This is a genomic window from Cellulomonas fimi, assembly GCF_028527925.1.
GTDB classification, from domain to species: Bacteria; Actinomycetota; Actinomycetes; order Actinomycetales; family Cellulomonadaceae; genus Cellulomonas; species Cellulomonas fimi_C.
Genome location: NZ_JAPESW010000005.1, coordinates 9,760 through 29,921 on the forward strand (window position 1 = coordinate 9,760; position 20,162 = coordinate 29,921).

Here is a 20,162-nt window from a genome sequence, read left to right on the forward strand (position 1 = left end):
GAATGTCCACGGCAGGTCGCGCTAGGTGTGACCAGCGCGGACAAGCCGGCTCGGGTCGTGCGTGTCAGGGTTCGAAGGTGTAGCCCAGGCCCGGGTGGGTGATGAGGTGGCGGGGGTGGGACGGGTCGTCCTCGAGCTTGCGGCGGAGCTGGGCGGAGTAGACGCGCAGGTAGTGCGTCTCGTCGGAGTAGCCGGGACCCCACACGTCCTGGAGGAGCTGGCGGCGGGAGACCAGGCGGCCGCGGTTGCGGACGAGAACCTCGAGCATCGCCCACTCGGTCGGGGTCAGACGGACCTCGGAGCCGCCGCGCAGCACGCGGGCGCGGGCGAGGTCGATCGTGAGGTCGCCGGCGGTGACCACCGCCTCGCCGGGGTCGTCGGGGACGGCGGCGCGGCGGACGGCGGCGCGCAGGCGCGCGAGAAGCTCGTTCATCGCGAAGGGCTTGGTCACGTAGTCGTCGGCGCCGGCGTCGAGGGCGTCGACCTTGTCCTCGCCGTGCTGGCGCGCGGACAGGACGACGATGGGTACGCGCGTCCACGCGCGCAGGGCCGTGATGACGTCGAGGCCGCTCATGTCGGGCAGGCCGAGGTCGAGGAGCACGACGTCGGGGCGGTGGTGCGCGGCGGCTGACAGGGCGTGGGCGCCGTCGGCCGCCGTCGTCACCTGCCAGCCGGACGCGCGGAGCGTGATCGCGAGGGCGTGCGCGAGGCCGGGCTCGTCGTCGACGACGAGCACGTGGGCGCCCGGACGTTCCTCGCTCACGACGTCACCTCCGACGGCACGCCGACGCGGTCGGGGGTGTCGGCGACAGGCAGCACGAGGACCATCGTGAGGCCTCCGCCCGGGGTGTCCTCGGCATGGAGATCGGCGCCGACGGCCGTGGCGAGGCCCGACGCGACGGCGAGGCCGAGGCCCAGGCCCGTGCCGCTCGCGTCGCCGAGGCGCTGGAACGGCTCGAACATGCGCTCCTTCGAGTCGTCGGGGAGCCCTGGTCCGGTGTCGACGACGCGCAGCACGAGCCCTGTCCCGACCGGGGACGCGCTCACGACGACGGGGGCACCGGCCGGGGCGTGGCGGACGGCGTTGGAGACGAGATTGGCGACGACGCGTTCGAGCAGGCCGGAGTCGGTGCGGACGAGCGGCAGGGTCTCGGGGAGGTCGAGGCGGACGGCGTCGTGCGGGTAGCCCTCGACGGCGAGCGGCACGATCTCGTCGAGCGAGGCGTCACGGAGGACCGGGGCGACGGAGCCGGTCGCGAGGCGCGACAGGTCGAGCAGGTTGTCGATGAGGCGTTCGAGGCGGCCGGTCGCGTCGCCGAGAGTGTCGACCAGCGCCGCACGATCCACCGTGGCGAGGTGCAGGTCGGTCGCGGTGAGGGCGTCGACGGACGCGCGGATCGTGGCGAGCGGGGTGCGCAGGTCGTGCGAGACCGCCGCGAGCAGCGCGGTGCGGGTCGCGTCGGCCTGCTCGAGGACGCGGGCCTGCTCGGCGGCCCGGCGCAGGCGCGTCTGCTCCAGGACGGCACCGACCTGCGAGGCGAACGCGTCGAGCACGCGGCGGTCGGACGCGGGCAGCACGCGGCCGTCGAGCGCGAGGACGCGCATGTCGTCGACCGTGACGACCGCTGACGCGTCGTCGGGTGTCGTCGGTGGCTCCGGACCGTCGGACGCGAGCACGACCCATCGCGGTCGCCCGGCACGACGAGGCCCGCCGTCGGGCGCGTCGACGTCGCCTGCGTCACTCGTGGGAGTCGGGCCGTGGGCCGGACCGTCCGGGGATCGTTCCAGCAGGGAGACCGCGCGGAGGGTGAACGTCTCGCGGAGGCGGGCGACGAGGGCGTCGGCGGTGTCCTCGCCGGTGAGCACGGCGCGCGAGACCGACGCCAGGGTCGAGGCCTCGGCGCGCGCGCGGAACGCCTCGGCGCTGCGGCGGGCGGCCAGGTCGACGACGGACGCCACACCGGCGGCGACCAGCACGAACACGGCGAGGGCGAGCGCGTTCTCGGGCTGCGCGATCGTGAGCCGGCCGGTCGGCACGGTGAAGAACCAGTTGAGCAGGAGGAACCCGGCGACGGCACTGACGACGGCCGGCCAGAGGCCTCCGACGAGCGCGACACCGACCGTCAGCGCGAGGAAGAGCATGAGGTCCGTCGCGAGGGTCACTCCCCCGTCGAGCGCCGAGAGCACGGCCGTCAAGGCGATCGGCCCGACGACGGCGAGCAGCCACCCGGCGACCTGCCGGGTCCGGGACAGGGGCGACCGCCGCCGCATCGACAGGCGCCCGGAGCGGGCGCGCTCGTGCGTGACGAGGTGCACGTCGACGGCCCCCGCCATGCGCGCGATCGACGTCCCCGCGCTGTCGGACAGCGCCTCGCGCCAGCGTGGGCGTCGGGACACCCCGACGACGACCATCGTCGCGTTGACCCCGCGCGCGAAGTCGACGACGGCGGTCGCGACGTCCTCGCCCACGACGGTGTGGAACGTGCCGCCCAGGGACTCGACGAGTCGCCGCTGCTCGGCGATGCGCGCAGGACCGGCGCTCGGCAGGCCGTCGGTCGCGAGGACGTGAACGGCGAGCAGCTCGGAGCCTGCGGCCCGCTGTGCGATGCGAGCCCCGCGGCGGATGAGGGTGTCGCTCTCGGAGCCTCCGGTGACGGCGACGACGATGCGCTCCCGCGCGGGCCACGGCGCGTCGATGCGGTGGTCGCGCCGGTAGTCGGTGAGCGCGTCGTCGACGCGGTCGGCGAGCCACAGGAGCGCGAGCTCGCGCAGCGCGGTGAGGTTGCCGACGCGGAAGTACGACGACAGCGACGCGTCGACCTGCTCGGCCCGGTAGACGTTCCCGTGTGCGAGCCGGCGGCGCAGCGCCTGGGGCGGCAGGTCGACGAGCTGGATCTGGTCGGCGGCGCGCACGACCTCGTCGGGGACGGTCTCGCGCTGGCGGATGCCGGTGATGGCCTCGACGTCGTCGTTGAGCGACTCGAGGTGCTGCACGTTGACGGTGGTGACGACGTCGATCCCGGCGTCGAGGAGGTCGTGCACGTCCTGCCAGCGCTTGGCGTGCCGGGAGCCGGGGACGTTGGTGTGCGCGAGCTCGTCGACCATCGCGACCTCCGGCCGGCGCGCGACGACCGCGTCGACGTCGAGCTCGGTGAGGTCCTGCCCGCGGTAGGCGATCGTGCGGCGCGGGACGACCTCGAGCCCCTCGAGCAGCGCGGCAGTCCCCGCCCGGCCGTGCGTCTCGACGAGCCCGACGACGACGTCCGTGCCGCGCGAGAGCCGGCGGTGCGCCTCGTCGAGCATCGCGTACGTCTTGCCGACGCCCGGTGCGGCGCCGAGGTAGACGGTGAGGCGTCCGCGACGTGCGGCGCCGTCCGGGCTGGTCACGAGCCCATTGTCCGCAGCGCCAGGTTGAGGCGCAGCACGCTGACGCGCGGCTCGCCGAGGAAGCCGAGGTCGCGTCCGACGATGCTGCGCTCGACGAGTGCCGCGACGTCCGCGACGGGGAGCCCGTTCTCCCGCGCGACGCGCGCGACCTGCAGGCGCGCGTACGCGGGCGAGATGTCGGGGTCGAGCCCGGACGCGGACGCCGTGACGGCGTCGGGCGGGACGGACGCCGGGTCGACGCCCTCGCGCTCGGCGACGGCGGCCCGGCGCTGCTCGATCGTCGCGACGAGGTCGGGGTTGTTCGGCCCGAGGTTCGACCCGCCCGACGCGAGCGTGTCGTACCCGTCGCCTGCGACGGAGGGGCGCGGCTGGAACCACCGCGGCCCGTCGAAGGACTGCCCGACGAGGGCGGACCCGACGGCGTCCGACCGGGAGCGCACGTGCGACCCGTCGGCCGCGACGAGCGACCCGTCGGCCCGCCAGCCGAGCGCGACCTGCGCGACGCCGGTGACGGCGAGCGGGTAGACGACGCCGAGCAGGACCGCGAGGACGAGCAGCACGCGCAGGCCGGCGAGGGTCTGCCGCACGAACGGGACGAGAGTGGCGGGCCGCCCCGACGCGACGGGCGCGGCGGCGGCAGCGACGGGGACGGACGAGGTGAGCGTGGACATCAGGCGATCCCGGGGAGGAGGGAGAGGACGAGGTCGACCAGCTTGATCCCGACGAACGGCGCGACGAGCCCGCCGACGCCGTAGACGAGCAGGTTGCGGCGGAGCATCGCGGACGCGGACGCGGGCCGGTACCCGACGCCGCGCAGCGCGAGCGGCAGCAGCGCGACGATGACGAGCGCGTTGAACACGACGGCGGAGAGGATCGCCGACTCGGGCGAGTGCAGCCGCATGACGTCGAGCACGCCGAGCTGCGGGAACGCGCCGACGAACATCGCGGGCAGGATCGCGAAGTACTTCGCGACGTCGTTCGCGATCGAGAACGTGGTGAGAGCGCCGCGCGTGATGAGCAGCTGCTTGCCGATCTCGACGATCTCGATGAGCTTCGTCGGGTTGGAGTCGAGGTCGACCATGTTCCCCGCCTCCTTGGCGGCGGTCGTCCCCGTGTTCATGGCGACGCCGACGTCGGCCTGCGCGAGCGCGGGTGCGTCGTTGGTGCCGTCGCCGGCCATCGCGACGAGCCGCCCGCCCTGCTGCTCGCGCCGGATGAGCGCGAGCTTGTCCTCGGGTGTCGCCTCGGCGAGCACGTCGTCGACCCCGGCCTCGGCGGCGATCGCGCGTGCGGTCAGCGGGTTGTCGCCCGTCACCATCACGGTGCGGATCCCCATGGCGCGCAGCGCGTCGAACCGCTCGCGCATGCCCTCCTTCACGACGTCCTTGAGGTGGATCACGCCGAGCACGCGCGCGGGCGCCGACCCGACCTGCTCGGCGACGACGAGCGGCGTGCCGCCGGACGCGGAGCTCGCGTCGACCGTGGCCGCGACGTCGGGACCCGCGTCGCCGCCGGTCGACCGCACCCAGTGCGTGACGGCCGCGGCGGCCCCCTTGCGGACCCGTCGCTCGGCGCCGGGCAGGTCGACGCCGCTCATGCGCGTCCGTGCCGAGAAGGGCACGAGGACCGCGCCCGCGAGGTCGCCCTCGGCCCGGGCGCGCAGGCCGAACCGTTCCTTGACCAGCACCAGCACGGACCGGCCCTCGGGCGTCTCGTCGGCCATCGACGACAGCTGTGCCGCGTCGGCCAGCTCCTCCGCCGCGACCCCCGGCGCGGGCAGCAGGTCGGCGGCCTGGCGGTTGCCGAGCGTGATCGTCCCGGTCTTGTCGAGCAGCAGCACGTCCACGTCCCCCGCGGCCTCCACCGCCCGCCCCGACATCGCGAGCACGTTGCGTCGCACGAGCCGGTCCATGCCCGCGATGCCGATGGCCGACAGCAGCGCGCCGATCGTCGTGGGGATGAGGCAGACGAGCAGCGCGACGAGCACGACGAGGTCCTGCGTCGCGCCGCTGTACGTCGCGAACGGCTGGAGCGTCACGACGGCCAGCAGGAAGACGATGGTCAGCGTCGTCAGGAGCACGTTGAGCGCGACCTCGTTCGGGGTCTTCTGCCGCGCCGAGCCCTCGACGAGCGCGATCATCCGGTCGACGAACGTCTGCCCCGGTTGCGCGGTGATGCGCACGACGATCCGGTCCGACAGCACGACGGTCCCACCCGTGACGGCGGACCGGTCGCCGCCCGACTCGCGGATCACGGGCGCCGACTCGCCGGTGATCGCCGACTCGTCGACGGACGCGACGCCCTCGACGACGTCGCCGTCGGACGGGATCGTCTCCCCCGCCGCGACCACGACGACGTCCCCGACCCGCAGCACCGACGACGGCACGTCCTCGGTCGGCACGTCCGCTTCCCCGAGCACCCCCGCACCGGCGGCCCCGACGACCCGCCGCGCGGTCGTCTGCCGCTGCGTCGCCCGCAGGCTCGCCGCCTGCGCCTTGCCGCGCCCCTCGGCGACGGCCTCGGCGAGCGTCGCGAACAGCACGGTGGCCCACAGCCACAGCGCGACGGCCCACGCGAACACGGACGGGTCCAGCGCGGCGAGCACGGTCGTGAACGCGGCGCCGACCTCGACGACGAGCAGCACCGGCGCGTCCCACAGCCGCCGCGGGTCGAGGCCGCGCAGCGCGGCGGGCACGGCGGCGAGCAGCTGGCGTCCGGAGAGGGCGGAGGCGGGAGCGACGCGGTGCGGGCCGGCGCCGGCCGACGGCCCGGTCGGGCGGGCCGGGCTCAGGGTGGTGCTCATGACAGGGACTCCACGACGGGACCGAGGGACAGGACGGGGACGAAGGTGAGCGCGACGACGACGAGGGTCACGCTGACCAGCAGCCCGACGAACAGCGGGCCGTGCGTCGGGAGCGTCCCGGACCCGGCGGGCACGGTCCGCTGCGAGGCGAGCCGCCCGGCGAGCGCGAGGACGAGCGCGATGGGCACGAACCGGCCGACGAGCATCGCGACGCCCAGCAGGACGTCGTAGAAGGGCGTGCCGCTCGTGAGCCCGCCGAACGCGGACCCGTTGTTGTTGCCGGCGGACGCGAAGGCGTACAGCACCTCGGACAGCCCGTGCGGTCCGGCCTCCTGGATGCCGGCCTGCCCGGCGGGCAGCGCGACCGCGAGCGCGGTGCCGACCAGGACGACCGCGGGCATGGTGAGGACGACGAGCGCGACGAGCGTGATCTCCTGCCGCCCGATCTTCTTGCCGAGGTACTCGGGTGTGCGCCCGACCATGAGCCCGGCGAGGAAGACGGCGACGATCGCGAGGACGAGCAGGCCGTAGAGCCCGCTGCCGACGCCGCCGGGTGCGACCTCGCCGAGCAGCATGTTCACGAGCGTGACGCCGCCGCCGGGTGCGGTGAGCGAGTCGTGCATCGCATTGACGGCGCCGGTCGACGTGCCGGTCGTCGACGCGGCGAACAGCGCGGACGCCGCCGCGCCGAACCGCGTCTCCTTGCCCTCCAGCGCGGCACCGGCCGCAGCGGGCGCGAGCCCGGGTCCGGCGGTCTCCGCCCAGGTCAACAGCGCGACCGAGCCGGCCCACAGCACGCCCATCGTGGCGAGCACCGCCCAGCCCTGCCGACGGTCGCCGACCATGAGCCCGAACGCGCGGGGCAGCGAGAACGGCACGAGCAGCATGAGGACGACCTGCAGCGCGCTCGTCCACGGCGTCGGGTTCTCGTACGGGTGCGCCGAGTTGGCGTTGAAGAAGCCGCCGCCGTTGGTGCCGAGCTGCTTGATCGCCTCCTGCGACGCGACGGGCCCGCCGAGCACGTGCTGCGTGCCACCCGCGAGCGTCGTGACCTCCGTCGGCGCGTGCAGGTTCTGGATCACGCCGCCCGCGACGAGCGCGAGCGCCGCGACGAACGCGAGCGGCAGCAGCACGCGGACCGAGCCGCGCACGAGGTCCGCCCAGAAGTTGCCGACGCGCGCGTCGGTCCCGGACCGCGCGAACCCGCGGATCAGCGCGACGGCGACAGCCAGCCCGACGGCGGCGGACACGAAGTTCTGCACCGCGAGCCCGCTCATCTGCAGCAGGTGACCTGCGGCGGTCTCGCCCGAGTACCACTGCCAGTTCGTGTTCGTCACGAACGAGACGGCGGTGTTCCACGCACCCGCAGGGTCCATCGGCGGTGCGCCGACCGCCAGCGGCAGCCGGTCCTGGAGCCGCGCGAGCCCGAAGAGGACGAGCACCGACGCGAGCGAGAAGCCGAGCAGCGACAGCAGGTAGGTGCTCCACCGCTGCTCGGCGTCGGGGTCGACGCGCATGACGCGGTACCCGGCACGCTCGACCGCGAGGTGGCGGCGCGAGGTGAAGACGCGCGCGAGGTACGCCCCGAGCGGGCGGTGCGCGGCGGCGAGGACGGCGACGACGAGGCCGACCTGGAGAAGTGCAGCCATCGCGCTCACCGCACCTTGTCGGCGCGCAGCAGCTGTACGACGAGGTAGACGAGCAGCGCGGCCGCGACGACGAGCGCCGCGACGTCGAGGCCGCTCACGACCGCTCCCCCGGTCGTGCGGCGGCCGGAGCGCCGCCCGGTGCGGCGGGCCGCTCGGCGGAGGGGGCGGACGGCAGGTCGGCGGGGAGCGCGGACGGCCGGTCCGCGCGTCGGGCGACGAGCGCGACGGCGGCGAAGAACACCACGGTCAGCGCGACGAGGGCCATGTCGGCCACGGGATGCCACCTTCAGGACGGCGTGCGGACGCTCACGCCGGAGCGCCCGACGGTCCTCGGGAGGGACCGCACCCGCAGGTCTACGCCGCGCTGCGGCCCGTTCCGGCCGTCCTGACGGTTCCTTGACGGTGGGCGCACGAGCCTTGACGGCTCGGCGTCGCTGGGCGGGCGTCAGGGGAGGATCGAGTCCACGTACCCGCCGTCGACGCGGACGGCGCCACCCGTGGTCGCCGAGGCGAGCGGCGAGGACAGGTAGACGACGAGGTTCGCGATCTCCTCGGGCTCGATGAGCCGCTGGAGCAGCGACTGCGGCCGGTGCAGGCGCATGAACTCGCGCTGCGCCTCGTCCCACGGCAGCGAGCGGTCGACGAGCTGGTAGACGAAGTCCTCGACGCCGCCGGTGTGCGTCGGGCCGGCGATGACCGAGTTGACGGTGACCCCCGTGCCGGCAGCCTCCTTCGCGAAGCCGCGCGCGACGCCCAGCAGGGCCGTCTTGGAGACGCCGTAGTGGATCATCTCGGCGGGGATCACGACGGCGGAGTCGCTCGCGATCATGAGCACGCGTCCCCAGCCGCGCGACGTCATGCCGGGCAGGTACGCCCGCGTCAGCCGGACCGCGGTGAGCACGTTGACCTCGAAGTAGCGGCGCCACTCGTCGTCCGTGATCTCGAGCGCCGGGCGCGACCCGAAGATGCCGAGGTTGTTGACGAGCACGTCGACGTCGGGGAGCCGCTCCAGCACGGCGGCGGTGCCGTCGTCGGTCGCCACGTCGCCGGGCGCCGCGACCAGGTCCGCACCGGGCACGTCCTCGCCGATGCGGGCGATCGCCGCGTCGACGGACGCCTGCGAACGACCGTTGACGCCCACGCGGGCGCCGGCTCTCGCGAGGCCGGTGGCGATCGCGGCGCCGATGCCCTGCGTCGAGCCGGTCACGAGCGCGGTCCGGCCGCTGAGGTCCAGGACGGTCATGCGACCGACGCTAGGTCACGCGACGGGCGACCGCCCACCGTCGGGATCGGGCTCGGGGGCGGGCTCGCCGTCGTGCTCCGGCGGCCGACGGTCCCCCGCCGCCTCGTCGCGCACGAGCCGCCACCACAGCGCGACCGCGAACCCGCCGAAGATCCACCACTGCGCGGCGTAGGCGAGGTTCTGGATGTTGAGGCCTGACCCCGGCGACCGCGGCGGGTCCAGCAGCAGGACGTCCGGCGACTGCGCCGGGTCCGACGACGCCACCACGAGGTACCCGGTCCAGATCGGCCCGCCCCACACGTTGAGCAGCTCGGGCGAGCTGATCGCGTCGGTCTGCCCGTCGCGCACACCGCTGCCCGCGGACTCGGACACCTGGAGGTAGCCGACGACGTCGACCTGCCCGGACGGCGGCACGTCGGCGTCGGCGGGCGACGCGACCCACCCGCGGACGACGGGCAGCACCGCGTCGTCGCCGTCGGCCGCCGCCTGCGGGACGTGCAGGGGCGTGAGCAGCAGGTAGCCGGTGACGTCGTCGTGCGCACGCCCCGGGACGAGCAGCTGTCCCGACGCGTCGTACGTCCCGGTCACCGCGACCTTCTGCCCGACCATGTCGCCGTGGAACGCGGTCTGCGGCGCGAGGACGCCCTCGAGCGGCACCGGGTCGGCGGCGACCTGCTCCGCGACGTGGCGGGCCTCGGCGCGCGCACCGCGGACCTCGGCACGGTCGAGCTGCCACGCGCCGAGCCGCCCGCACACCGCGGCGGCACCGAGCAGCACGACGAGCAGCAGCAGCATCCGCGGCCGCCGGGCGGCCTGCCACCACGTCGTCGTGGGCGCGTCGGGCTCGGTCACCGGGTCACGGTAACCCGGGCCGCGTCCGGCACCCGCCGGCAGCTCCGCGAGGGACCGGGCACGTCCTCGCGCCGTCCACCCCCACACGGGCTGACCTGCGCGCGAACACCTGGCGACGACCCGGACGAGACGAACGTCACCCGCTGCGCAGGGCCCCTTTCTGCGGTTGTATGACACGTGGACGTGCCGTCGTCCGCCGGTGTAGGCCGGAAGTCCCGCACGGCGGTGCGATCTGAGGGAACGCTGGCAACGGGGGCTCCGGCGAGAGGCGCCGGACGACGATGGGGAGCTGAGCATGAGCACTGCGACGTCCGCCGCGACCACCTGGCGCACAGGGTCCGGCGAACCCGTGTCCGCGGACACCCTGGCACGCATCGACCAGTGGTGGCGCGCGGCCAACTACCTGTCCGTCGGGCAGATCTACCTGCTGGACAACCCGCTGCTGCGCGAGCCGCTGGACCGCGACCACGTGAAGCCGCGCCTCCTGGGCCACTGGGGCACGACGCCGGGCCTGACCTTCCTGTACGCGCACCTCAACCGCGTCATCGCCGAGCGGCAGCAGTCGACGATCTACGTCACCGGTCCCGGCCACGGCGGTCCGGGTCTGGTGGCCGCGGCGTACCTCGACGGCACGTACTCGCAGGTGTACTCGGACATCACCGAGGACGCCGAGGGCGTCAAGCGCCTGTTCCGGCAGTTCTCGTTCCCGGGCGGCATCCCCAGCCACGTCGCGCCGGAGACGCCCGGGTCGATCCACGAGGGCGGCGAGCTCGGCTACGCGCTGTCGCACGCGTACGGCGCGGCGTTCGACAACCCCGACCTGCTGGTCGCGACCGTCGTCGGCGACGGCGAGGCCGAGACGGGCCCGCTCGCGACGAGCTGGCACTCGAACAAGTTCGTCAACCCGGTGAAGGACGGCGTCGTCCTGCCGATCCTGCACCTCAACGGCTACAAGATCGCCAACCCGACGGTGCTCGCGCGCATCAGCGACGACGAGCTCGAGGCGCTCATGGTCGGCTACGGCCACAAGCCGCACGTGTTCGTCGCCGGCTTCGACGACGAGTCGCACGAGTCGATCCACCGCCGCTTCGCGACGCTGCTCGACGAGGTGCTCGACGAGATCGCCGAGATCAAGCGGCTCGCGCACGACGGCAAGGACGACCGCCCGCAGTGGCCGATGATCGTCTTCCGGACGCCCAAGGGCTGGACCGGCCCGGACTACATCGACGGCAAGAAGACGACGGGCTCGTGGCGCGCGCACCAGGTGCCGCTCGCGAGCGCGCGGGACACCCCGGAGCACCTCGACGTGCTGCGGCAGTGGCTCGAGTCGTACCGGGCCGACGAGCTCTTCGACGAGGCGGGCCGGCTGCACGACGACATCCGCGAGCTCACGCCGCCCGCGGGCCTGCGGATGAGCGACAACCCGCACGCCAACGGCGGTCTGCTGCTCAAGGACCTGCGCCTGCCGGACTTCCGCGACTACGCGGTCGACGTCCCGACACCGGGCGGGTCGATCAGCGAGGCGCCGCGCGTGCTCGGCCAGTGGCTCACGGACGTGATCCGGCAGAACCCGGACAACTTCCGGATCTTCGGCCCGGACGAGACCGCGTCGAACCGTCTGCAGGCGGTGTTCGAGACCACCGACAAGCAGTGGAACGCGGACTTCTACGGCGAGGAGGTCGACGAGCACCTGTCCCGCGCGGGCCGCGTGCTGGAGATGCTGTCGGAGCACCAGTGCCAGGGCTGGCTCGAGGGGTACCTGCTCACGGGCCGCCACGGGCTGTTCAACTGCTACGAGGCGTTCATCCACATCATCGACTCGATGTTCAACCAGCACGCGAAGTGGCTCAAGGTCACGAACCACATCCCGTGGCGCCGGCCCATCGCGTCGCTCAACTACCTGCTGTCGAGCCACGTGTGGCGGCAGGACCACAACGGCTTCAGCCACCAGGACCCCGGCTTCATCGACCACGTGGTCAACAAGAAGGCCGAGGTCGTCCGGGTGTACCTGCCGCCGGACGCGAACACCCTGCTGTCGACGTACGACCACTGCCTGCGCAGCCGGCAGTACGTCAACGTCGTGGTGTCCGGCAAGCAGCCCGCGCCGAACTTCCTCACGATGGACCAGGCGGTCGCGCACTGCACGCGCGGCCTGGGCATCTGGGAGTGGGCCGGCACGGAGGTGCCGGGCGAGAAGCCGGACGTCGTGCTCGCCGCGGCGGGTGACGTGCCGACGCTCGAGGTGCTGGCGGCGGCCGACATCCTCAAGCGCGAGCTGCCGGACCTCAAGGTCCGCGTCATCAACGTCGTCGACCTCATGCGTCTGCAGGATGAGAAGGAGCACCCGCACGGGCTCTCCGACACGCAGTTCGACGGCCTGTTCACCCCGGACCGGCCGGTGATCTTCGCGTACCACGGCTACCCGTGGCTGATCCACCGCCTCACGTACCGCCGCAACGGGCACGCGAACATCCACGTGCGCGGGTACAAGGAGGAGGGCACGACGACCACGCCGTTCGACATGGTCATGCTCAACGACCTCGACCGGTTCCACCTCGTCATCGACGTCATCGACCGCGTCCCGCACCTGGGCACCGCGTACGCCGGCCTGCGTCAGCGCATGGTCGACAAGCGCATCGAGGCGCGCGAGTACACCCGCGAGCACGGCGACGACCTGCCCGAGGTGCGCGACTGGGTGTGGCCGGACGCGGGCGAGACCGGCACCGAGCAGGGCGGCCCGCAGCAGAACGCCACCATCTCGACCGGCGGTGACAACGAGTAACCGCCCCCTCGGGCCCTCGTGAGCGAGGTGCCCGACCCCGGACCCGGGCGGGTCGCGCCGACGCCACCGCGAACCGCCGCGACCCGCCCGCAGGTCCCGCACCGCACCGCACCAGCACCACCCCCGGCACCCCGGGGATCACGCACCAGGAGCAGCCCCCGTGGCCCGCAGCATCTACCTCACCTCCCCCGAGGGGGACTCCGGCAAGTCCGTCGTGGCGCTCGGCCTCGTGGACCTGCTCTCGCGCACGGTGCAGCGGGTGGGGGTGTTCCGGCCGGTCGCCCGCTCGACCAAGACGCGCGACTACGTCCTCGAGCTGCTGCTCGCGCACGACGGCGTCGACCTCACGTACGACGAGTGCGTCGGCGTCACGTACGAGGAGCTGCTGGCGGACCAGGACGCCGCGCTCGGCAAGATCGTGCAGCGGTACCACGAGGTCGCGCGGCGCTGCGACGCAGTCGTGGTCGTCGGCTCGGACTACACGGACGTCGCCGGGCCGACGGAGCTCGCGTACAACGGCCGGATCGCCGCCAACCTGGGCGCGCCCGTCGTGCTCGTCGTCAACGGGTCGGGCCGAACGCCTGAGGCGATCCACCAGGTCGTCGACATCGTGGTCGGGGCGATGCGCGACGAGCACGCCCAGGTGCTCGCCGTGACGGTCAACCGGTGCGGACCCGCGTCGCTCGACGCCGTCACGAGCGAGGTCGAGGGCGGCACGGGCCTGCCGACGTTCGCCCTGCCCGAGAGCCCGCTGCTGACCGCGCCGACCGTCCGGCAGCTCATGGAGGCCGTCGGCGGCTCGCTCATGGCGGGCGACGACGAGCTGCTCTCGCGCGAGGTCCTCGACGTGCTCGTCGGCGCCATGTCCGTCGAGCACCTGCTCGACCGGATCGCCGACGGCGCGGTCGTCATCACCCCCGGCGACCGGTCCGACGTGCTGCTGGGCCTGCTCATGGCGCACGCCGCCGAGGGGTTCCCGTCGCTCGCCGGCATCATCCTCAACGGCGGCTTCGAGCCGTCGCCCGTCGTCATGCGGCTCATCGACGGCCTCGGCACGCGCCTGCCCATCATCAAGACGTCACTCGGCTCGTTCCGCTCGGCGAGCGCCGCCGCCGCGACCCGCGGGCACCTGTCGGCGGACAGCCAGCTCAAGGTCGACACCGCACTCGCGCTGTTCGAGGAGCACGTCGACGGCACCGCACTGCTCGGTGCGCTCGACGTCGCGCGGCCCGAGGTCGTCACGCCGCTCATGTTCGAGTACGAGCTGCTCGACCGGGCGCGCGCCGACCGCAAGCACATCGTGCTGCCCGAGGGCACCGACGACCGGATCCTGCGCGCCGCGTCCACGCTGCTGCGCCGCGGCGTCGCGCGCCTGACGATCCTCGGCGAGCCAGCCGCGATCCGCAGCCGCGCGACCGAGCTCGGCCTCGACCTCGCGGACGCCGACCTCATCGACCCGCACGACCCCGCGTGGGTCGAGCGGTTCGCCGCGGAGTACACGCAGATCCGCGCGCACAAGGGCATGACGCTCGAGCGCGCGCGGGAGATCGTCCCGTCGGTGTCGTACTTCGGCACGATGATGGTCCACCTCGGGCTCGCGGACGGCATGGTGTCGGGCGCCGCCCACACCACCGCGCACACCATCAAGCCGTCGTTCGAGATCATCAAGACGGCCCCCGGGACGAGCAGCGTGTCGAGCTGCTTCCTCATGTGCCTCGAGGACCGCGTGCTGGTCTACGCAGACTGCGCGGTGATCCCGGACCCGACGGCCGAGCAGCTCGCCGACATCGCGATCTCGTCCGCGGCGACCGCGGTGCAGTTCGGCATCGAGCCGCGCATCGCGATGCTGTCCTACTCGACCGGCGCGTCCGGCACGGGCGCGGACGTCGACAAGGTGCGCGCCGCGACCGCCCTGGTCCGCGAGCGCCGCCCCGACCTGTCCGTCGAGGGGCCGATCCAGTACGACGCCGCGGTCGACGCCTCCGTCGCGCAGACCAAGCTGCCCGACTCGGCCGTCGCCGGCCGCGCCACCGTCTTCGTCTTCCCCGACCTCAACACCGGGAACAACACGTACAAGGCCGTGCAGCGGTCCGCGGGCGCGATCGCCGTCGGACCCGTCCTGCAGGGCCTCAACAAGCCCGTCAACGACCTGTCGCGCGGCGCGCTCGTCCAGGACATCGTCAACACCGTCGCGATCACCGCGATCCAGGCGCAGGCCGACGCACCGGCCGGCGCGACCACGAGCCCGGAGGCCGTCGCCCGATGACCATCACCCAGCCCCGCCCGCACAGCGCGCTCGGCGCGCACGGCAGCGTCCTCGTCGTGAACTCCGGGTCGTCGTCGATCAAGTACCAGCTCGTCAACCCGGTCGGCGGCGAGGCGATCGCCTCGGGGATCGTCGAGCGCATCGGCGAGGACGTCGGGACCGTCAAGCACACGTTCGCCGGAAGCACGACGCAGCGCGACGAGGCGATCGCGGACCACGGCGCGGGGCTGCGGGTCGTCCTCGGACTGTTCGAGGAGATCGGCCCCGACCTCGCGGCCGCGCACGTCGTCGCGGTCGGGCACCGCGTGGTGCACGGCGGGTCCGACTTCACGGGACCGGCGCTCGTCGACGACGACGTCATCGCCCGCATCGACGCGCTCGCGCCGCTCGCCCCGCTGCACAACCCGGCCAACCTCACGGGCATCCAGGTCGCGCGCGAGCTGCTGCCCGACGTGCCGCACGTCGTCGTGTTCGACACCGCGTTCTTCCACACGCTGCCCGACGCGGCCGCGACGTACGCGATCGACCAGGGTGTCGCCACGACCTACGGCGTGCGCCGGTACGGCTTCCACGGCACGTCGCACGAGTACGTGTCCGGCAAGGTCGCGCGCGTGCTGGGCCGCCGGATCGAGGAGCTCAACCAGATCGTCCTGCACCTCGGCAACGGCGCGTCGGCGTCGGCGGTCCGAGGCGGCGTGGCGGTCGAGACGTCGATGGGCCTGACGCCGCTCGAAGGGCTCGTCATGGGCACGCGCTCGGGGGACGTCGACCCGGCCGTCCTGATCCACCTGCAGCGCAACGCCGGGATGTCCGTCGACGACATCGACGACCTGCTCAACCGCCGCTCGGGGCTCAAGGGGCTCGCAGGCGAGAACGACTTCCGCGAGATCCACCGGCTCGTCGAGGAGGGCGACCCCAGCGCGCAGCGCGCCCTCGACGTGTACATCCACCGCCTGCGCAAGTACGTGGGTGCGTACCTGGCGATCCTCGGTCGCGTCGACGTCATCACGTTCACCGCGGGCGTCGGCGAGAACGACGACGTCGTGCGTGCCCTCGCGCTGGCCGGGCTGGAGCCGTTCGGCATCGCGGTCGACCCCGAGCGCAACGCGGGCCGCAAGAAGGAGCCGACGACGATCTCGCCCGACTGGACGAGCACGCGCGTCATGGTCGTGCCGACCAACGAGGAGCTCGCGATCGCGCGTCAGGCGATCGCGACGATCGAGAAGGCCGGCCTGGAGGGCACGTCGGACGAGACGGACCCGGCCCCCGCGGCGACGGGGCACGCCTGACCCGGAGCGAGGCGCGCGACGCCGCCGGTCAGGGCAGGCGGGCGGCCTTCATCGCGCGCAGCAGCTCGGTGTAGACCCGCGGCCACGTCTCGGTGCCGAGGTCGAACAGGCGGTGCAGGCCGAGCCCGGCGTGGACGCCGTGCTGCACGGCGACCGTCTGGACGCGCGTCGTCTCCCACAGGCCCTCGCGCCCGTGCCGGTGCCCGTGCCCGGAGTCGCCGACGCCACCCTGCGGCGCGCCGACCGAGCCCCACGTCGCGACGTAGCCCTCGTTCACGTTGACCGTGCCCGCCCGCACCCGCCGGGCCAGCGCGGCACCGCGGCGCGTGTCGGCGGTCCAGATGCTCGCGTTGAGGCCGAGGTCGCTGTCGTTCATCGCGGCGACGGCCTCGTCGTCCGACGCGACCGGGTAGAGCGCGACGACCGGGCCGAACGTCTCCTCGCGGTGCAGCCGCGCCTCGGGCGGGACGTCGACGAGGATCGTCGGCTCGTAGAAGTACGGGCCGACGTCGGTGCGGTGCACGGCGCCGGCGAGGACGGTCGCGCCGTGGCCGATGGCGTCCTCCACGTGCTCGACGACGGTCGCGAGCTGCGCGGCGGACGTGAGCGACCCGACGTCGGACCGGTAGTCCAGCCCCGAGCCGAGGCGCAGCGCACGCGTGCGGCGGGCGAACGCGTCGGCGAACGCGTCGAACACCTCCTCGCGCACGTAGATCCGCTCGACGCTCACGCACACCTGGCCGGTGCCGACGAAGCAGGCGCGGACCGCACCCTCGGCCGCGATCTCGACGTCGGCGTCCTCCGCGACGTACATCGGGTTCTTGCCGCCGAGCTCGAGGGTCACGGGCACGAGCCGCTCCCCCGCGCTCGCGGCGACGACGCGGCCGGTGGCGGTCGAGCCGGTGAAGCTCACGTGGTCGACGTGCTCGACGACGGCCGCACCGACGGTCGGCCCGTCGCCGACGACGACCTGCAGCAGCCCGTCGGGCAGCCCGGCCTCCTCGAGGAGCTCCGCGGCCCACAGCGCCGTGAGCGCGGTCTGCGGGTCGGGGCGCAGGATCACGGCGTTGCCCGCGACGAGCGCCGGCAGGACGTCGCCGAGCGTGAGCGTGAGCGGGAAGTTCCACGGCGCGACGATGCCGACGACGCCGACCGGGTGCCGCAGCACGCGGACGGACGTCAGTCCCGGGATGAGGCCGGGCACGCGGCGGGTGCGCAGGTACCGGCCGGCGCGCGCGGCGTAGTGCCTCGACACGAGCGCGATGTCGCAGACCTCCTCGAACGCCGCGACGCGCGCCTTGCCGGTCTCGAGCTGGATGAGGTCGAGCACGTCGCTCTGCCGCGCGAGCACCAGGTCGTGCACGCGGGACAGCACCGCGGTGCGGGCGCGCAGGGGCGTCGCCGCCCACAGCCGCTGGGCGGCGCGGGCCGCGCGCGCGGCCCGGGCCACGTCGGCGGGTGTCGACAGCGGGACCGCGGCGATCGGACCGCCCGTGTAGGGCGCGTGCGGCGTGTGCGTCGCGGCGCCCGGCGCGGCGACCACGCGGGCGAGGAGCGTGCGGACGTCCTCGGGCTCGAGCACGTACGTCGCGAGCGGGTCCGTCTCGGGGTCGTGGAGCTCGGTGTGTCCGTCGTGCGCCATGCGCGTCAGGGTACGCGCGGCACCTGTCACCCGGGCCTGCGCGGCACGGGTGTCGGCGGGCGTCGCCTCGCCGGGTGACGCCGGCCGCGGCGGACGCCGGTCGGGGCGGACGCCGGTCGGGGCGGACGCCGGTCGGGGCGCCCGTCATGGCGCCGATCGTGGCGCCCGCCGCGGTCGGCGGTCAGACGCCGAGCGTGTCGCGCACCTCCGGCACGAGCATCGCGACGACGGCCGCCCGGGCGGCCTCCGCCGACTCGGCCGCGAGCGCGGCGGCCGCCATGGTGGCGCACTGCGCGCCCGTGTGGTGGCGCAGCGCGTACCGGACGGCGGGCACGGCACCGGCGGACATCGACAGGCTCGTGACGCCGAGCCCGACGAGGACGAGCGCGAGCACCGGGTCGGACGCCGACTCGCCGCACACCCCGACGGGCTTGTGCAGCTCGTGCCCGGCGCGGGCGGTCGCGTCGACGAGGTCGAGCACCGCGGGCTGCCACGGGTCGAGCAGGTCGGCGAGCTCGCCGCGCAGGCGGTCGGTCGCCATCGTGTACTGCGCGAGGTCGTTGGTGCCGAGCGACACGAAGTCGACCTCCGCGAGGATCTCCCGGGCGCGGAGGGCTGCCGCCGGGATCTCGACCATCACGCCGACCGTCGACAGGCCGTGCGCGCGGGCGCGGGTCGCGAAGTCGCGCGCCTCGGCGGCGGTCGCGATCATCGGCGCCATGACCCAGGGGGCGGCTCCCGTCTCGGACTGCGCGGCGCCGAGCGCGGCGAGCTGGACCTCCAGCAGGTCGGGGTCGTTCCGGACCAGCCGGTACCCGCGCACGCCGAGCGCCGGGTTCTCCTCGTCGGCCTGCGTCGCGAACGCGAGCGGCTTGTCGGCACCCGCGTCGAGCGTGCGGACGACGACCTTGCGCTCGCCGAGCGCCGCGAGCGTCCGCACGTACACCGCGGACTGCTCCTCGCGCGTCGGCGCCGTCGTGCGCTCGAGGAACAGGACCTCGGTGCGGAACAGCCCGACGCCCTCGACGGCCGCACCGGAGATCCGCTCCGCGTCCTCGGCCGTGCCGATGTTCGCGAGCAGCTGCACGGGTCGCCCGTCGGCCGTCCCGCCCGCCGCGGTGTCGGCCGCGAGCGCGTCCTCGACCTGCGCGCGGCGGGCGAGCTCGGTGCGCAGCGCGTCGTCGGGGTCGAGCGTGAGCGTGCCCGCCGCGGCGTCGACCGCGACCTCGGTGCCGTCCTCGATCGTGGTCGCGAAGGGCACCTGGACGAGGCACGGCAGGCCGAGCTGTCCGGCGATGATCGCGGTGTGGCCCGTCGGGCCGCCGAGCTCGGTGACGATCGCGAGCACCTTGTCGAGGTCGAGCGCCGCGGTGTCGGCGGGCGCGAGGTCCCGCGCGACGACGACGGACGGCCGGTCGAGGTGCGGGACACCCGGCGCGGGCAGGCCGAGCGCCTGCGCCACGACGCGGTCGCGCACCGAGTGCAGGTCGGTGACCCGCTCGGCGAGGTAGCCGCCGGCCTGCTGGAACATCGTCGCGAACATCGCGACGACCCCGTCGACCGCGTGCACGACGTGGTCTCCCGCCGAGACGCGCGTGAGGACCTGGCTGCGCAGCGCCTTGTCGTCGGCCATCTGCGCGGTCGCGGCCAGCACGTCGCGGACCGTGCCCGTCGCGCGCGACGACTGCTCGCGCAGGTCCTCGACGACCCGCGTGAACGCCTCGTCGACGATCCGGTGGGCGGTCGCCGGGTCGGCCGGGACGCCGTCCACGAGGAGCGGGGCGTCGTCGTCGACGTGCGGCGGCGGCTGCACCTGGGCGACCGGGCCGACGACGCCCCGCCGGCCCACGCCGACGCCGCGCAGCACGCGGTCGGCGTCGCGCGCGGTCGGCTCGGTGGCCGTCGCCGGCGTGGTCGGCGTGCTCACGAGCCCGTGCCGGAGGCCGCCGGGGCGTCCTCCGCGTCGAGGTCGGTCTCGAGCAGCGTGACGAGGTCGTCGAGCACGCGCTCGGCGCCGTCGTCGGTGCTGAGCGTGACCTCCTCGCCGTGCGGGACACCGAGCGACATGACGAACAGGATGCTGCTCGCGTCGACGGGGTCGCCGCCCGGCCGGGCGATGGTCACCGGGACGCCGGTCGCGGCGACGGCGTTGGTGAAGATCATCGCGGGGCGGGCGTGCAGCCCGACGCGGGACGCGACGACGGCGGTGCGCTGAGCCATGGTGCTGGTCCTCCGGGATCGTTCCTGCA

At 74.1% G+C, this 20,162-nt stretch carries 15 protein-coding genes; 3 read left to right on the forward strand and 12 right to left on the reverse strand.

Annotated features, from left to right (window positions below; all coding sequences use genetic code 11):
- Positions 1-64: 64 nt before the first annotated feature.
- The 9 genes from OMK64_RS03730 to OMK64_RS03770 all read right to left on the reverse strand — a co-directional run bounded on the left by OMK64_RS03730 (position 65) and on the right by OMK64_RS03770 (position 9,934).
- Complete coding sequence (locus OMK64_RS03730) at positions 65-763, reverse strand: response regulator (RefSeq protein WP_272726632.1); 699 nt, start codon at positions 761-763, stop codon at positions 65-67.
- Positions 760-3,387 (reverse strand): DUF4118 domain-containing protein, encoded by a 2,628-nt coding sequence (locus tag OMK64_RS21010; protein WP_272726633.1) that lies wholly within the window; start codon positions 3,385-3,387, stop codon positions 760-762. The genes OMK64_RS03730 and OMK64_RS21010 overlap by 4 nt, the downstream gene beginning before the upstream one ends.
- Positions 3,384-4,058 carry a potassium-transporting ATPase subunit KdpC gene (gene kdpC / locus OMK64_RS03740; RefSeq protein WP_272726634.1) on the reverse strand — a complete coding sequence of 225 codons (675 nt, stop codon included), beginning with the start codon at positions 4,056-4,058 and terminating at the stop codon, positions 3,384-3,386. Before kdpC ends, OMK64_RS21010 begins: the two co-directional genes overlap by 4 nt.
- Positions 4,058-6,190: a potassium-transporting ATPase subunit KdpB gene (gene kdpB, locus OMK64_RS03745; protein WP_272726635.1), complete on the reverse strand. Its 2,133-nt coding sequence runs from the start codon at positions 6,188-6,190 to the stop codon at positions 4,058-4,060. Before kdpB ends, kdpC begins: the two co-directional genes overlap by 1 nt.
- On the reverse strand, positions 6,187-7,848 hold the full coding sequence (kdpA, locus tag OMK64_RS03750; protein WP_272726636.1) for a potassium-transporting ATPase subunit KdpA: 1,662 nt from the start codon (positions 7,846-7,848) through the stop codon (positions 6,187-6,189). Before kdpA ends, kdpB begins: the two co-directional genes overlap by 4 nt.
- The gene (locus tag OMK64_RS03755) at positions 7,845-7,937 is read right to left on the reverse strand and encodes a potassium-transporting ATPase subunit F (protein ID WP_272726637.1); all 93 of its coding nucleotides are present in this window, start codon (positions 7,935-7,937) and stop codon (positions 7,845-7,847) included. Before OMK64_RS03755 ends, kdpA begins: the two co-directional genes overlap by 4 nt.
- Positions 7,934-8,113: a hypothetical protein gene (locus OMK64_RS03760; protein WP_272726638.1), complete on the reverse strand. Its 180-nt coding sequence runs from the start codon at positions 8,111-8,113 to the stop codon at positions 7,934-7,936. The genes OMK64_RS03755 and OMK64_RS03760 overlap by 4 nt, the downstream gene beginning before the upstream one ends.
- Before the next feature lie 171 nt (positions 8,114-8,284).
- Positions 8,285-9,082 carry an SDR family NAD(P)-dependent oxidoreductase gene (locus OMK64_RS03765; RefSeq protein WP_272726639.1) on the reverse strand — a complete coding sequence of 266 codons (798 nt, stop codon included), beginning with the start codon at positions 9,080-9,082 and terminating at the stop codon, positions 8,285-8,287.
- A gap of 15 nt (positions 9,083-9,097) precedes the next feature.
- Positions 9,098-9,934, reverse strand: coding sequence for an SURF1 family protein (locus OMK64_RS03770; protein WP_272726640.1), 837 nt, complete (start codon positions 9,932-9,934; stop codon positions 9,098-9,100).
- Between the two features lie 295 nt (positions 9,935-10,229).
- Here OMK64_RS03770 and OMK64_RS03775 point away from each other — a divergent pair, with 295 nt between their 5' ends.
- The 3 genes from OMK64_RS03775 (at position 10,230) to OMK64_RS03785 (ending at position 16,271) form a co-directional block, all read left to right on the forward strand.
- On the forward strand, positions 10,230-12,716 hold the full coding sequence (locus OMK64_RS03775) for a phosphoketolase family protein (protein ID WP_272726641.1): 2,487 nt from the start codon (positions 10,230-10,232) through the stop codon (positions 12,714-12,716).
- A 160-nt stretch (positions 12,717-12,876) separates the two neighbouring features.
- Positions 12,877-14,982 carry a phosphate acetyltransferase gene (pta, locus tag OMK64_RS03780; RefSeq protein ID WP_272726642.1) on the forward strand — a complete coding sequence of 702 codons (2,106 nt, stop codon included), beginning with the start codon at positions 12,877-12,879 and terminating at the stop codon, positions 14,980-14,982.
- Positions 14,979-16,271: an acetate/propionate family kinase gene (locus tag OMK64_RS03785; RefSeq protein ID WP_272726643.1), complete on the forward strand. Its 1,293-nt coding sequence runs from the start codon at positions 14,979-14,981 to the stop codon at positions 16,269-16,271. The genes pta and OMK64_RS03785 overlap by 4 nt, the downstream gene beginning before the upstream one ends.
- Before the next feature lie 28 nt (positions 16,272-16,299).
- On the opposite strand, the gene OMK64_RS03790 is transcribed toward OMK64_RS03785, so the two are convergent.
- The 3 genes from OMK64_RS03790 to OMK64_RS03800 all read right to left on the reverse strand — a co-directional run bounded on the left by OMK64_RS03790 (position 16,300) and on the right by OMK64_RS03800 (position 20,133).
- The gene (locus tag OMK64_RS03790) at positions 16,300-17,913 is read right to left on the reverse strand and encodes a succinic semialdehyde dehydrogenase (protein ID WP_272726644.1); all 1,614 of its coding nucleotides are present in this window, start codon (positions 17,911-17,913) and stop codon (positions 16,300-16,302) included.
- 181 nt (positions 17,914-18,094) lie between these two features.
- Positions 18,095-19,840 carry a phosphoenolpyruvate--protein phosphotransferase gene (gene ptsP / locus OMK64_RS03795; RefSeq protein ID WP_272726645.1) on the reverse strand — a complete coding sequence of 582 codons (1,746 nt, stop codon included), beginning with the start codon at positions 19,838-19,840 and terminating at the stop codon, positions 18,095-18,097.
- Complete coding sequence (locus OMK64_RS03800; protein WP_124343827.1) at positions 19,837-20,133, reverse strand: HPr family phosphocarrier protein; 297 nt, start codon at positions 20,131-20,133, stop codon at positions 19,837-19,839. The genes ptsP and OMK64_RS03800 overlap by 4 nt, the downstream gene beginning before the upstream one ends.
- Between the last annotated feature and the right edge of the window lie 29 nt (positions 20,134-20,162).